Below are 13503 nucleotides of genomic sequence, written 5' to 3' on the forward strand. Positions count from 1 at the left end.
CCGTACGCACGCCTCGGCCCTCAACCGGTCTGCCGGCTCAGACCCGTGCGGGCCCGTTCCGGCCGGTGGACTCCGCGGGGGCGGTAGCCGAGCTCGTCGGAGCGGCCCGGGAGGTCGGCGAGGTACCAGATGGTGGCGAGCCACATCTCCGTACCCTGCAGGCCCGGTTCGGGCCCGGGGCCGCCCGCGCCGAAGCCGATGCCCTTGCCGTCCCGCCAGCGGGAGAGAGCGGCGGCCGTCAGCTGTCGCTCGGCCCAGGCCCCGATGTCGGCCGTGCGGTAGCCGTCGCAGCGCGTGCGCGGTTTATCCGGGCCGGTGCGGGCTACGCGGCTGGTGCCACCTGTGCTCTCTCCGGCACCCGGGAGGTCCCCATGACCCGGAAGATACGAGACGTGATGTCGCCCGGCGCGGCAGCCGTCGAACCCATGACCACCGTGGCACGCGCGGCCCGTGTGATGCGGGAGCGGGACGTGGGTGACGTACTCGTCGCCTACGACTGCGATCTGTTCGGCGTGCTCACGGACCGTGACATCGTGATCCGGGCCCTGGCCGCGGGACTCGACCCGGAGCACACGACCGTCGGGTCCGTCTGCACCCCGCCGCCGGTGGCGACCCTGTCGCCGGACGACACCACCGACCGCGCCATCGAGCTGATGGGCCGGTACGCCGTCCGTCGCCTCCCGGTCGTCGAGCGCGGCGGCTGCCCGGTCGGCGTGGTCAGCATCGGCGATCTCGCCACCACCGAGGATCCCCAGTCGGCCCTCGCGGACATCAGCAGGGCCGCCCCGAACCATTGAGCGCGCCCGGCGTGAGGGCTCGCGCTCGCGGGTAGGCGCACGGTCAGGGACCGCATCCTCCCGCGGGAGACTCCCATGAGCGTCACACTCGTTCATCCGCGCCCCAAGTTCGCCCGGGCACGGCTCGCCGAGCCGCCGCCGACCGGCTATCTGCATCTCGCCGCCGCCGTGGAGCCGCCCCCGGGCGGAGTCGGCAGGCCGGGACACAGCCGGGGCAAGTCCCACCTGCTCGACCTGCTGCGGGCCGAGGCGGAGGACCTGGCCAGCCTGACCGAGGTGAAGCGGGCGAGCGTCTACCGGGCCGCGGCCCTCGCGCCCGCCGTCGGCTGGGACCCGCCCGAGGGACTGCACCGCGCCCGCTACGACGTCGTCCTCCTCGTGGAGACCCGGACACCGCACGACATCGCCCCGGTACGCGACAGCGTCGCCTACCGTCATCTGCGCCGACGCCTGGAACACGCGGCCCGGGACGTGCACGAGATGACCGCCCGCTGCGCCAAGTGCCTGGCGGACGTGGACCGGGGACACCAGGGCCTGTTCCAGTTCACCTACTTCGTCGGGGAGGACCCGCGGCGCACCGCCGAACTGTGGGAGCACCTCGCCGGCTGGTACGCCGCCGAGACGGGCCTGGACAACTCGGTGCTGCTCCAGCCACTGGACGAGAGCGCGTCGGACTACAGCTTCGTCGCCCACGCCCGCTGGGACGCGGGCCTGGCCGCCGTCGCCCTGCGCCAGTTCACCAAGCCCAGCTTCTACCGCTTCCTGGGGCCCACGCTGCGGGAGAACCGCACGGCCGCGATGCCGGTGCTCCACCACCTCGTACAGCTGAGGGACCGGTGAGAGGCACTTCGGTGCCGCGTCAGGCGCGGGTGTCCGGGCCCATCATCTCGTCGAGGTGACTGTTCGCGCCCGTGTCGTACGACCGCGGGGTGCGGTGGCGGCGGTGCGCGCCCCCGCTCGCCATGGCCAGACCCAGGCAGAAGAGGAGCGCCAGCGCGAGGCCGGAGCTGAAGATCGCCAGCGTGTTCAGGGTGGCGATGTGGTGGTCCAGCACCGACACCGAGTACTCGGGGCCGCCGGACAGGTTGCCGGCGATCGCCAGGGCGGTGAAGGCGCCCGTCGCGCCGAGGAGGAGCAGTCCGAGGAACAGCATCCGAGTCATCTCCTCAAGATCCTCACAAGAGGTCGTTCACCAGCACGGGTACCCCCGCCGCGGCGGGACATGACCCGCACGCGCGACCCGGGGCGGTGCATCGGCCGGGGCTCGCGGGGTAGGCGGGGAGCAGAGCGTGGACGTCGTGCGGAAGGGGTGACGACCGCGATGCAGTTCCATGACCGCAGGCACGCCGGGCGGGAACTGGCCGAACGGCTGCGGATCGAGCAGGAGAAGGGCGTGCTTCCCCACCCCCTGGTCCTGGCCCTGCCGAGAGGCGGGGTCGCCGTCGCCCGTGAGGTGGCGCGGGCCCTGGACGCCCCGCTCGACGTGCTGGTCGTACGGAAGATCGGCGCCCCCTTCCAGGAGGAGCTCGGCGTGGGCGCGATCGCCGGCGACGACGAGCCGCTCTTCGACGACGACGCCCTGGACCGGCTGGGCCTGACCGAGAGCGAACTCGCGCCCGTCGTCGAGCGGGAACGCGATGAACTCCGGCGCCGTAGGCGCCGTTACCGGCACGACCGTCCTGCCCCCGACCTGGCGGACCGCACCGTGATCGTGGTGGACGACGGACTCGCCACCGGCGTCACGGCCCGCGCCGCCCTGCGCTCCGTACGCCGGCAGGGACCCGAGCGGGTCGTGCTGGCCGCCCCGGTCTGCTCCCCGCAGGCCGCGGACCAGCTGAGGGCGGAGGCCGACGCGGTGATCTGCCTGCAGCGGCCGGACGACTTCATGGCGGTCGGCCTGTGCTACGAGGAGTTCGAGCAGCTGACGGACGAGGACGTCCTGACGGCCCTCGGCGAGACCGCCGACCGCTGATCTGCGCGGCCACCGGGGTCGGCCGGGACCGCCGTTCGCTCAGGCCGAGGCGTGCGGGCGGGAGCCCGGCTGGGCGCTGGTCGTGCGGTCCGCCTCGGCCTGGATGAGCAGCGAGAGCAGCGACGCCACCGTGAGACCGGCCTCGGCCGGGTGCCGCAGCACCTTGCTGGGGTCGATGCGGTACGTGTTGGAGCGTCCCTCCCTGGTGTGGGAGAGGTATCCGGCCTGCTCCAGGTCGGCGATGATCTTCTGGACGGCGCGTTCCGTGAGGCGGCAGTGGGCGGCGATGTCGCGGATGCGGGCGCTGCGGTTGTCGGCGATGGCGGCCAGCACCCGCGCGTGATTCGTGATGAACGTCCATCCGGTGTGTGGCTCGGGCACTCCATCCATGCCCCCACTTTAGCGGCCCAGTGTTCACGTATTCAAAAACACGTACTGCGTTTCCTGTATTGGTTGACGTATGTGGGCCGATGGGGGGAACCTTGACGTCGAAGGCAGGCGAGCACACGAGGGAGAGGCGCCATGCCGGAGCCTGCGCACGCGGCGCAGCCCCGTACGTCGCAGGACACCGACGACGCGGTGGTCGGCGGTGGCCCGTCGTCCGTGTCGCCGTGCCTCGCGGGGATCCATGTGCTGCCGGTCGGCGAGCGCACGGCCATCCGGATCGACGGCGAGCTCGACTTCGGCAGCCGGCAGCTGCGGGACGGTCTGGAGGAGGCGCTCGACGGCTCCGCCTCAGGCGTCGACCTGGACCTGGGCGAGGTCGGGTTCTGCGACTGCGCCGGGCTCAACCTGCTGCTCGATCTACGGCGGCGGGCCATGGACCACGGCAAGACGGTGACCCTGCGCGTGAGCTGCCCCTCGGTCGACCGGCTCCTGGAACTCACCGGCGCCTGGGAGCTGTTCCCGCAGGCCGCGCCCGCCTCGAAGAGCGCGGGGGCCGCCCCGGACGAGCGTGTCCCGCGCGTGGACGTCGACGGCGAACTGCGCAGGGAGGTCGCCGAGCTGCGCCGTGCCATGCGGACCCGGCCCGGTATCGATCTGGCCCGGGGCATTCTGATGGCCACGTTCAACCTGACTCCGGAGGCCGCGTGGACCGTGCTCGTCACGACGTCGCAGAACACCAACACCAAGCTGCACGTGCTGGCGCAGGACCTGGTGGGCGCGGTGCAGGGGAAGCCGCTGCCCGAGGAAATCCAGCAGCAGGTCGCGGCCGCGGTCACGCAGGCCCGCCGGGTGATGGAGGCTCCGCCCGCGTGAGCCGGCCCGGATCCTCGACGATGGGCCCCGCGGCCCCCGGGACCGTCCGGCGGCGCACCGCATGAGCGGACGGGCGCCGGCCGGAGACGGGCCCGGTGCGGCGGCGGCGCGGCTGACCGGGCGTGCGGTGCGTGGTGAGCGCCCGCTGTCCGGTGCGGTCACCGAGGTCGCCCTCGACGGCGGTGGGCTGGCGCTGGTGAAGCGGGCCGGCGAGCCCGGCGCCGCGCGGGCCGAGGCGGCGGGACTGCGCTGGCTGGCGGACGCGGGCACCGTCCGCGTTCCGAACGTCCATGGGTGCGAAGGGAGTTGGCTGGTCACCGACCTCGTACCGCAAGGCCGGGCGACGGCACGGGCGGCGGAGGAGTTCGGGCGCGAGCTGGCCGCACTGCACGCGGCCGGTGCCCCCGCGTTCGGGGCGCCGCCGCCCGACGGACCCGTCGACGCGTACATCGGGCTCGCCCCGATGCGGAACGTCTCCGGCGCCGACTGGCCCCGCTGGTACGCCGAGCACCGGGTGCTGCCGTATCTGCGGGCCGCGGTCGACGGGGGCGTGATCCGCGCCGCCGAGACGTCGGCCGTCGAGCGCCTCTGCGAGCGGCTGCCCGACCTGGCTGGACCCGCCGAACCGCCCGCCCGGCTGCACGGCGACCTGTGGAACGGCAACGTGCTCTGGGGTGCCGACGGCCACGCCTGGCTGATCGACCCGGCCGCGCACGGCGGCCACCGGGAGACCGACCTCGCGATGCTCCACCTCTTCGGCTGCCCGCACCTGGACCACGTCCTGGACGGCTACCGGCAGGCCGCGCCGCTCGCCGACGGCTGGCGGGACCGCGTCGGGCTGCACCAGCTCTTCCCCCTGCTGGTTCACGCCGTCCTGTTCGGCCGCTCCTACGCCGAACAGGCCCTCACCGTCACCCGGGCGGCGCTCGCTCGCTGACCCGGAACCGACGTCGGCGGCTTCGTCTCCGTACCGATCATTGACGCGGCCCCCGTTCTTCCCGACACTGGCATGACTACGTAGTCAAAGCGGCCGCACTCGCGGCCGGGCTCGATTGACTACGTAGTCACGACAGGGAATCCGCAGGAGAGCGCATGGCCACGAGCAGAACCGAGGGGGCCCCGGACGGTTCCGGGCGCCGCCGTCGCGGCCCCGGCATGACCGAGGTGGCCCGCGCGGCCGGTGTCTCGCAGAAGACCGTGTCGCGGGTGGTCAACGGGGAACCGCACGTCAGCCCCGAAGTGCGCGACCGCGTGCTGAGGGTCATCGAGGAGCTGGACTACCGCCCGAACAACGCGGCGCGCGCCCTGCTCCTGGGCCGCTACCGGCGTATCGGCGTCGTCTCCCTGGGCACCGCCCTGTACGGTCCCTCGACGCTGCTCATCGCGCTGGAACGGGCGATGCAGCGGGCGGGCTACTCCTTCGCCGTGGCCGGCACCCTGGAAGGGCAGCGCGTCCCGGTCGCCGTGGCGGCGCTGCTGGAGCAGGGCGTGGACGGCATCGTCCTGTCCGAGCCCATCGACGACGGCACCCCGCTCAGGATCAGCGCGGACGTGCCCGTCGTCAGCCTCGCGGAGGGGCTGGAACAGACCGGCGGCGCCCGTGCGGTGGTCGGCGCCGACGGCGCCCTCGCCGCCCGCATCGTCACCGAGCACCTGCTCTCCCTGGGCCACCGCACCGTCTGGCACATCCCCGGTCCGCAGGACTGGTGGGCCGCCCGGGACCGGGTGCGGGGCTGGCGCGAGGCCCTCGCCGCCGCCGGCGCCCCCGAACCGCCCCTGCCCGAGGCCGGCGACTGGACCCCGGCCACCGGGTACGCCGCAGGACGGTGGCTCGCCCGACTCCCCGACGTCACCGCCGTGTTCGCCGCCAACGACGACATGGCCATCGGTGCGCTGCGGGCGTTCACCGAAGCGGGACTGTCCGTCCCGGACGGTGTGAGCGTCGTCGGCTTCGACGACATCCCCGCCGCCGCCTACCTCTCACCGCCCCTGACCACCGTCCGCCAGGACTTCACCGTCGTCGCCGAGCGCGCGATCGACGTGCTCGTCGCCATGATCGAAGGACGGCCCACTCCCACCCGACCCATCGCCCCCGCCGTCGAGTTGACCGTACGGGCCTCCACCGGACCGGCCCGCAGCCCCGCCCCGCCCCGCCCCGCCGCTGAACCCCGGCCGCCCGGCCCCGGCACCCCGGCCGCGGGCCCGGACGGCCCGGCCCGCCTGCGCCGCCCGGGGACGGCCGCGCACGCGCCCATCCGTAGCCGCACCGCGTGAGGAGTCACGTGTGTATCCAGCATCCCCCTCCCGCCGCGCCCTGCTGCGCGGCGCCCTCGGCCCCGGCGCCGCCGCCGCCGGTCTCACCGCCTGCGGAGCCGGCACCACCACCGCCCGCACCTCCGGCGACGTGAAGCTCTCCCTGTGGACCCACGACCCCGGATACGAGGCCTTCTTCCGCAAGGGCATCCCCGAGGCCGACCGGCTCACCGACTTCCGCCACCACCTGAAGGTCACCCGCGCCGCCGCTCCCGACCTGGTCACCAAGCTGCTCGCCCAGGCCGTCGCCGGACGCGGCACACCCGATACAACAGCTTCCTGTGGCCCCTGGTGCTGGTCACCGACAGCTCCCAGTGCATCCTGCCGCTGGGCCTGCAGATCCTGTTCGTCTCCGAGCAGCGGCAGTACGACCTCGTCCTCGCCGGGGCCGTCATCGCCGTCGTACCCGCCGTCGCCCTCTTCGGCGTCCTGCGCAAACAGTTCCTCGAAGGACTGGCCACGGGTGCCGTCAAAGGCTGACGCCCAATCAACCAACGTATGGGAGAAGGATGTTCCAGCTTCCTCGCCGAGTCCTCTTCGGCGCCGCCTACTACCACGAGTACCAGCCCCACGAGCGGCTCAAGGACGACCTCGACCTGATGGCCGAGGCACGCTTCACGGTCATCCGGGTCGGCGAATCGGTGTGGTCGACCTGGGAGCCGGAGAACGGACGGTTCGACCTGGACTGGCTGCAGCCGGTGCTCGACGGCGCGCACGAGCGGGGCATCTCGGTGATCCTGGGCACGCCGACGTACGCCGTGCCGCCGTGGCTGGCCCGCCAGTACCCGGAGATCGCCGGGGAGGCACGCACGGGTGAGCGCATCGGCTGGGGCGCCCGCCAGGAGGTCGACATCACCCACCCGGCGTTCCGCTTCCACGCCGAACGGATCATCCGCAAGGTCGTCGCACGGTACGCCGACCACCCGGCCGTGATCGGCTTCCAGGTCGACAACGAACCGGGCCTGCATCTCCTGCACAACCACGGCGTGTTCCAGCGCTTCACCGACGAACTCCGCGTGCGGTACGGCGATGTGGAGACCCTCAACCGGGAGTGGGGGCTGGTCTACTGGTCGCACCGGCTGTCCACCTGGGCCGACCTGTGGCGGCCGGACGGCAACGTCCAGCCGCAGTACGACCTCGCCTGGCGCCGCTTCCAGGCCCGTCTGGTCACGGAGTTCATCGCCTGGCAGGCCGACATCGTCCGCGAGTACGCCCGCCCCGGCCAGTTCGTCACCACGTGCATCTCCTACGACCGTCCGGGCGTGGAGGACGACCGGCTCACCGAACGCCTCGACGTCACGGCCGGCAACCCCTACTACACGATGCAGGACGCCCTCGCCCTGCCCGACCGGTCCCGTTCAGGCCAGGACTGGACGACCAACGGCACCTGGGCCCTCTACCGCAGCGCCGACCGCATGTACTCCTCCCGTCAGGAGCCCTTCCTGGTGACGGAGACCGACGCGCAGGCCATCGGCTATCCCTGGAACAACCGGCCCGCATACGACGGCCAGTGGCGCCAGGCCGCCTGGGCGCTGATCTCACGCGGTGCCTCGATGATCGAGTACTGGCACTGGCACACCCTGCACTTCGGCGCCGAGACCTACTGGGGCGGCATCCTCCCGCACAACGGCCGGCCGAGCCGGGTCTACCGTGAACTGGCCGCTCTCGGCGCCGAGTTGGAGAAGGCCGGGGACCTGGTGGCCCAGCTGACCCCGGACGCCGACATCGCCTTCCTCTACGACGGCCCCAGCAAATGGGCGTTGCAGGGGCAGCCGCCCCTCGCCGACGCGGACGGCGGCCCGGACGCCCGCTCGTACGAGAGGATCTTCGACGCCTTCTACCGGGGCGCCTTCGACGCGGGCCTGCAGTCCCGCATCCTGCACCCGGGCCAACTCGCCGACGCCGACCTGCCTCCCGTCCTGGTGGTCCCCGCCTACTACGCGGCCGACGACGCGGTCCTCGACCGTCTTGGAGCCTACGCCGAGCGGGGCGGCCACCTTCTGCTCGGTCCCCGCACCGCCTACGCCGATCACGAGGCCCGGGCCCACACCGACGCCCAGCCCGCGCGTCTGGCGGACGCGGCCGGGGTGACGTACGACGAGTTCAGCAACCTCGCCGGACCCCTCCCGGTCACCGGCACCGCCACCCTCGCCCTCCCGCCGGAGGCCCACGCCCTGCACTGGGCGGACGGTCTGCGCCCGCAGGGCGCCGAGGAACTGGCCGCGTACGTCCACCCGCACTTCGGCCGCTGGCCCGCGGTCACCACGCACCCGCACGGCAAGGGCCGCGTCACCTACGTCGGCACGGTCCCGGACCCGGCCTTCGCCCGCGCCCTGCTCGACTGGACCGCCCCGGCCGGCTCCTGGCGCCCCGCCCACCCGAGCGTCACCTCGACCACGGCCACCGCCCCCGACGGCCGCCGGGTCCGCTTCCTGCACAACTGGTCGTGGGAGCCGGTGTCCGTGCCCGTCCCCGGTCCCCTGCGGGACGTGCTGTCGGACACCGGCACCGTGTACGACGACGGCGTGCCGCTGGGGCCCTGGGACGTGAAGGTGCTCGAGGAGTAACGGCGGCACCGGCCGGAGTCATCTGCCCCGGTCCTGTAAAGGTTTCCTTGACAAGGAGTGGCTGTCAAGGAAGCCTTTACATGTGCCCGATTCCTCTCCGAGTCTCGCCGACCTGAGCGCCCTGCTGGCCGAACAGTCGACCGTTCTCGCTCAAGCGGTGGGCAGCCCGCTGACGGCGCCGGACTATCTCGAACTGGTCCGGCGCTCCCAGGGCGTCGACGCACTCGCGGAACAGGTGCTCAAGCTGTGCGTTCAGCAGTCGCGGGACGCCGGCCACACCTGGCAGGAGATCGGGGACCTGCTCGGTGTCACCCGCCAGGCCGCCTTTCAGCGGTTCGGCAAGCCCATCGACCCCCGGACGGGAGAACCCATGGACAAGACGGTGACCATGACGGACGCCGCGGAGCGTGCCCGCGGCATCGTCGAGGACGTCCTGGAAGGCCGGATGGACGAGGCCCGACGCTCGTTCAACGACCAGGTGCTGGCCGCGTTCACCGACGAGGTGCGGGGTGACGGCCTCGCCACCGTCGCCGGTCTGGTCGGCGCGTTCGAGGGCTTCGGCACGGGCGAACCGTTCGTCCGGCGCATCGGCGACCACACGGTCGTCGACATCCCGCTGTGCTACGAGGCAGGCGACATGAAGGCCCGGGTCGCCTTCGACACGGACGAGAAGGTCGCCGGGATGTTCATCCTCGCGCCCGAGACCCCGTAGTCGGCGATCCATGTCCACCGAGCTTCTTGCGTCCGCGCCGCCCTCGCCGTGGGTCGCGATCGGACCGCTGATCGCGCTCGTCCCCGCTGTTCTCTGCATGATCGACGTCGCCCGGCATCCCGACACCCGGAACCTGACTCCCCAGGCCTGGCTGGCCCTCTGCGCGTTCGGCAACGTCCTCGGGCTCATCGCGTACCTGCGGTTCGGCCGCAGCGGGAACCGATAGGCGCCGGTGCTCGCGACGCCTCGCCGGAGGTGACGCGCGCCGGAGAAGACCGTCGCCCTGGGGCGGGCCGACCACGTAGTGGCCGGCCCGCCCCAGGGCGACGGCCTGCCCGAAACACTCCTTCCAGGCCGACGGCTTCCTCGCCCGCCGGCCCGGAGGCCATCGACTCGGGGCCGGTTCCGGGTGTGCACACGGTGCCGTGCCGACTGGTCGTACGGGAGTCCACGTGAGGTTTCGCCCTCGGTGCGGGGGAGCCGACGTGCGGCTCCGGTGAGGTCCGCGGAATCGGGCTTTGCATGACCATGCGAGTTGATGCATACTCTTGCTATGTCCAAGGTCCTCACCTCCCTTCCCGCCGGCGAGCGCGTCGGCATCGCCTTCTCCGGCGGCCTCGACACCTCGGTCGCGGTCGCGTGGATGCGCGACAAGGGCGCCGTCCCCTGCACCTACACCGCCGACATCGGTCAGTACGACGAACCCGACATCGCCTCGGTGCCCGGGCGTGCGAAGACCTACGGTGCCGAGATCGCGCGCCTGGTCGACTGCCGCGCCGCGCTGGTCGAGGAGGGCCTGGCCGCGCTGACCTGCGGCGCGTTCCACATCCGCTCCGGCGGCCGCGCCTACTTCAACACCACGCCGCTCGGCCGCGCCGTCACCGGCACGCTGCTGGTGCGGGCGATGCTCGAGGACAACGTCCAGATCTGGGGCGACGGCTCGACCTACAAGGGCAACGACATCGAGCGGTTCTACCGCTACGGCCTGCTGGCCAACCCGAACCTGCGGATCTACAAGCCCTGGCTCGACGCGGACTTCGTGACCGAGCTCGGCGGCCGCAAGGAGATGTCGGAGTGGCTGCTCGCCCATGAGCTGCCCTACCGGGCGAGCACCGAGAAGGCCTACTCCACGGACGCCAACATCTGGGGCGCCACCCACGAGGCCAAGACCCTGGAGCACCTGGACACCGGCGTCGAGACCGTCGAGCCCATCATGGGCGTCCGGTTCTGGGACCCGGCCGTGGAGATCGCCCCCGAGGACGTGACGATCGGCTTCGACCAGGGCCGCCCGGTGACGATCAACGGCAAGGAGTTCGCCACCGCCGTCGACCTGGTGATGGAGGCCAACGCCATCGGCGGCCGCCACGGCCTGGGCATGTCCGACCAGATCGAGAACCGGATCATCGAGGCCAAGAGCCGCGGCATCTACGAGGCCCCCGGCATGGCCCTGCTGCACGCCGCCTACGAGCGCCTGGTCAACGCCATCCACAACGAGGACACCCTCGCCCAGTACCACAACGAGGGCCGTCGCCTCGGCCGGCTGATGTACGAGGGCCGCTGGCTGGACCCGCAGGCGCTGATGATCCGTGAGTCGCTGCAGCGCTGGGTCGGCTCGGCGATCACCGGCGAGGTCACCCTGCGGCTGCGGCGCGGCGAGGACTACTCGATCCTCGACACCACGGGCCCGGCGTTCAGCTACCACCCCGACAAGCTGTCGATGGAGCGCACCGAGGACTCCGCGTTCGGCCCGGTCGACCGGATCGGCCAGCTGACCATGCGCAACCTCGACATCGCCGACTCGCGCGCCAAGCTGGAGCAGTACGTCGGCCTCGGCCTGATCGGCACCGGCAGCCCCACCATCGGCGCCTCCCAGGCCGCCGCGACCGGGCTCATCGGCACCATGCCCGAGCTGCCCGAGGGCGGCGCCGAGGCCATCGCCTCCCGCGGCGAGGTCTCGGAGGAGGACGCGCTGCTGGACCGCGCGGCCATGGAGTCCGGCACGGACTGAGCCGGACAGCAGGACAGGGGATGCCGGGTCGTCACCGACCCGGCATCCGTCTTCAGGGCCTCTCGACCAGGTTCTGGGTGCCGAGGACCGAGATCAGGCGCAGCTTCTCGGCCGCCTCGGTGCCCGGCTCGGCCGAGTAGACGAGGATGTGGAGGTCGTTCCCCTCCACCCTGAGCAGATCGCAGTCCAGGGTCAGCGACCCCGCCTGCGGATGGTCGATCGTCTTGTGGGAGGCGTCCAGCCGGCCCACCACCCCCGCGTCCCACAGCTCGGCGAACCGCTCGCTCCGGCCACGCAACTCGGCGATCATCCGCCGCAGTTGACGGTCGGCGGGGTACCGCGCGGCGGTCGCCCGCAGTTCGGCGACCATGCCGATCTCGAAGGCGCGGCGCTCTTCCGGGGTGTGCCGCACCCGGGTCGGCGCCCCGGTGAAGGCACGCCACACGCCGTTGCGTTCGAAACCGCGCAGGCCGGACTGATCGCCCATCAGCGCCGCGTGCATCGGGTTGGCCACCAGCAGGTTCATCGCGGCGTCGGAGACACCGACAGGCGTGTCCCCGAGCCGGTCCATCAGGCGCTGCACGCTCGGGGTGAGGAACGCCGGCACCACCTCCGGACCCGGCGGCACCAGCTCCGCCAGCCGGAACAGATACGCCCGCTCGTCCGCCGACAGCCTCAGCGCCCGCGCCAGCGCCTCGACGACCTGCGCGGAGGGGTTCGTCGCACGGCCCTGTTCGAGCCGGGTGATGTAGTCCGCCGAGATCCCGGCCAGCAGGGCCAGCTCCTCGCGCCGCAGCCCGGCCGCACGCCGATGCCCGCCGGTGGGCAGTCCGGCCGCGTCCGGGGCGACCCGGTCGCGCCAGCGCCTGAGCGCCTGTCCGAGTTCCGTCGCCGTCATGCCACCCAGTGAACACCGTCGGCCGTACCTGTGCCTGGTACCGGCAGTCCCCGTACCGGCAGTCCCAGTACCGCCAGTCCCAGGAAGAAGGGTCTTCTGGCTGACCCCGCCCTGCCGGCGGACAGTGGACGGCATGACGACAACACTCATCACCGGAGCGAACAAGGGTCTCGGCTTCGAGACCGCCCGCAGGCTCGTCGCAGCGGGCCACACCGTGTACGTCGGCGCCCGGTTCGTCCAGCTCGACGTCACCGACGACGCCTCCGTGAACGCCGCCGCCAAGACGATCGAGGCCGACGGCGGACTCGATGTGCTGATCAACAACGCCGGCATGGAGACCCGGACCGAGGACAACAGCGTGCCGGTCCCGTCGACCGTCACCGCCGACCACATGCGCACCACGTTCGAGACCAACGTCTTCGGCGTCGTCCGGGTCCTGCACGCGTTCCTGCCGTTGCTGGAACGCTCGGCCGCGCCGGTCGTGGTCAACGTCAGCAGCGGACTCGCGTCGCTGACCTACCTCTCCGACCCGGAGCACCCCGCCCACTTCTATCCCGGCGTCGCCTATCCGACCTCCAAGACCGCGCTCAACATGCTCACCGTGCAGTTCGCCAAGGCGTTCCCGAAGATGCGCATCAACTCCGTGGAACCGGGCTTCACCAAGACGGACCTGAACGGCAACACGGGCACGCAGACCGTCGAGGAGGGCGCCGAGATCATCGTGCGGATGGCGCAGACCGGCCCCGACGGCCCGACCGGCGGCTACTTCGACGTCAACGGGCGCCTGCCCTGGTGATCGCACGGATGAACCGGCCATGGCGGCCATGGCGGCCATAGCTGCCCAGGTCGTCCTGACGCCTGGCCCGGGCAGCCTGAACGGCGTTACCCCTTGCGGGTGTTGATCTCCTCGGTGAGCTGGGGGACGACGTCGAAGAGGTCGCCGACCACGCCGTAGTCGACCAGGTCGAAGATCGGG

At 72.2% G+C, this 13503-nt stretch carries 15 protein-coding genes and 1 pseudogene; 12 read left to right on the plus strand and 4 right to left on the minus strand.

Features of this window, described 5'->3' with window-relative positions; genetic code table 11:
* Nucleotides 1-20 precede the first annotated feature (20 nt).
* Nucleotides 21-293 (minus strand): annotated as a pseudogene (locus MKW14_RS37575) (acyltransferase); the annotation flags it as partial.
* Nucleotides 294-371: 78 nt separating this feature from the next.
* Between MKW14_RS37575 and MKW14_RS37580 the strand changes: the two are divergent.
* Entirely contained in the window at nt 372-797 is a 426-nt protein-coding gene (locus MKW14_RS37580; protein ID WP_240870767.1) for a CBS domain-containing protein, read from the plus strand.
* 75 nt (nt 798-872) lie between these two features.
* Complete coding sequence (locus MKW14_RS37585) at nt 873-1637, plus strand: hypothetical protein (RefSeq protein WP_240870768.1); 765 nt, start codon at nt 873-875, stop codon at nt 1635-1637.
* Between the two features lie 19 nt (nt 1638-1656).
* On the opposite strand, the gene MKW14_RS37590 is transcribed toward MKW14_RS37585, so the two are convergent.
* Nucleotides 1657-1959: a hypothetical protein gene (locus tag MKW14_RS37590; protein ID WP_374116655.1), complete on the minus strand. Its 303-nt coding sequence runs from the start codon at nt 1957-1959 to the stop codon at nt 1657-1659.
* A gap of 159 nt (nt 1960-2118) precedes the next feature.
* Between MKW14_RS37590 and MKW14_RS37595 the strand changes: the two genes are divergently transcribed.
* Nucleotides 2119-2769, plus strand: a complete 651-nt coding sequence (locus tag MKW14_RS37595) for a phosphoribosyltransferase (RefSeq protein ID WP_240870769.1) — start codon at nt 2119-2121, stop codon at nt 2767-2769.
* A gap of 39 nt (nt 2770-2808) precedes the next feature.
* Here MKW14_RS37595 and MKW14_RS37600 read toward each other — a convergent pair whose 3' ends face one another.
* A complete protein-coding gene (locus MKW14_RS37600) occupies nt 2809-3159 on the minus strand; it encodes a helix-turn-helix transcriptional regulator (RefSeq protein WP_240870771.1) in 351 nt (116 codons plus the stop codon).
* A gap of 132 nt (nt 3160-3291) precedes the next feature.
* On the opposite strand from MKW14_RS37600, the gene MKW14_RS37605 reads away from it, so the two are divergent.
* The 8 genes from MKW14_RS37605 (at nt 3292) to argG (ending at nt 11629) form a co-directional block, all read left to right on the plus strand.
* Nucleotides 3292-4029, plus strand: coding sequence for an ANTAR domain-containing protein (locus tag MKW14_RS37605; RefSeq protein WP_240870773.1), 738 nt, complete (start codon nt 3292-3294; stop codon nt 4027-4029).
* Between the two features lie 61 nt (nt 4030-4090).
* Nucleotides 4091-4966, plus strand: a complete 876-nt coding sequence (locus MKW14_RS37610; RefSeq protein ID WP_240870774.1) for a fructosamine kinase family protein — start codon at nt 4091-4093, stop codon at nt 4964-4966.
* A 218-nt stretch (nt 4967-5184) separates the two neighbouring features.
* Nucleotides 5185-6303, plus strand: a complete 1119-nt coding sequence (locus MKW14_RS37615) for a LacI family DNA-binding transcriptional regulator (protein WP_240870797.1) — start codon at nt 5185-5187, stop codon at nt 6301-6303.
* A 330-nt stretch (nt 6304-6633) separates the two neighbouring features.
* The gene (locus tag MKW14_RS37620) at nt 6634-6822 is read left to right on the plus strand and encodes an ABC transporter permease family protein (RefSeq protein ID WP_240870776.1); all 189 of its coding nucleotides are present in this window, start codon (nt 6634-6636) and stop codon (nt 6820-6822) included.
* A gap of 29 nt (nt 6823-6851) precedes the next feature.
* Entirely contained in the window at nt 6852-8909 is a 2058-nt protein-coding gene (locus MKW14_RS37625) for a beta-galactosidase (RefSeq protein ID WP_240870777.1), read from the plus strand.
* A gap of 82 nt (nt 8910-8991) precedes the next feature.
* The gene (locus MKW14_RS41420) at nt 8992-9621 is read left to right on the plus strand and encodes a DUF3887 domain-containing protein (protein WP_240870779.1); all 630 of its coding nucleotides are present in this window, start codon (nt 8992-8994) and stop codon (nt 9619-9621) included.
* Nucleotides 9622-9631: 10 nt separating this feature from the next.
* A complete protein-coding gene (locus MKW14_RS37635) occupies nt 9632-9847 on the plus strand; it encodes a PLDc N-terminal domain-containing protein (RefSeq protein WP_240870781.1) in 216 nt (71 codons plus the stop codon).
* 327 nt (nt 9848-10174) lie between these two features.
* Nucleotides 10175-11629, plus strand: a complete 1455-nt coding sequence (argG, locus tag MKW14_RS37640; RefSeq protein ID WP_240870784.1) for an argininosuccinate synthase — start codon at nt 10175-10177, stop codon at nt 11627-11629.
* 52 nt (nt 11630-11681) lie between these two features.
* Here the strand turns inward: argG and MKW14_RS37645 are convergent, their stop codons facing one another.
* Complete coding sequence (locus MKW14_RS37645; protein ID WP_240870785.1) at nt 11682-12527, minus strand: helix-turn-helix transcriptional regulator; 846 nt, start codon at nt 12525-12527, stop codon at nt 11682-11684.
* 133 nt (nt 12528-12660) lie between these two features.
* Between MKW14_RS37645 and MKW14_RS37650 the strand changes: the two genes are divergently transcribed.
* Nucleotides 12661-13323 (plus strand): SDR family NAD(P)-dependent oxidoreductase, encoded by a 663-nt coding sequence (locus MKW14_RS37650; RefSeq protein ID WP_240870786.1) that lies wholly within the window; start codon nt 12661-12663, stop codon nt 13321-13323.
* Nucleotides 13324-13503: the final 180 nt, after the last annotated feature.

This window comes from Streptomyces gilvus, assembly GCF_022513565.1.
Classification (GTDB): domain Bacteria; phylum Actinomycetota; class Actinomycetes; order Streptomycetales; family Streptomycetaceae; genus Streptomyces; species Streptomyces gilvus.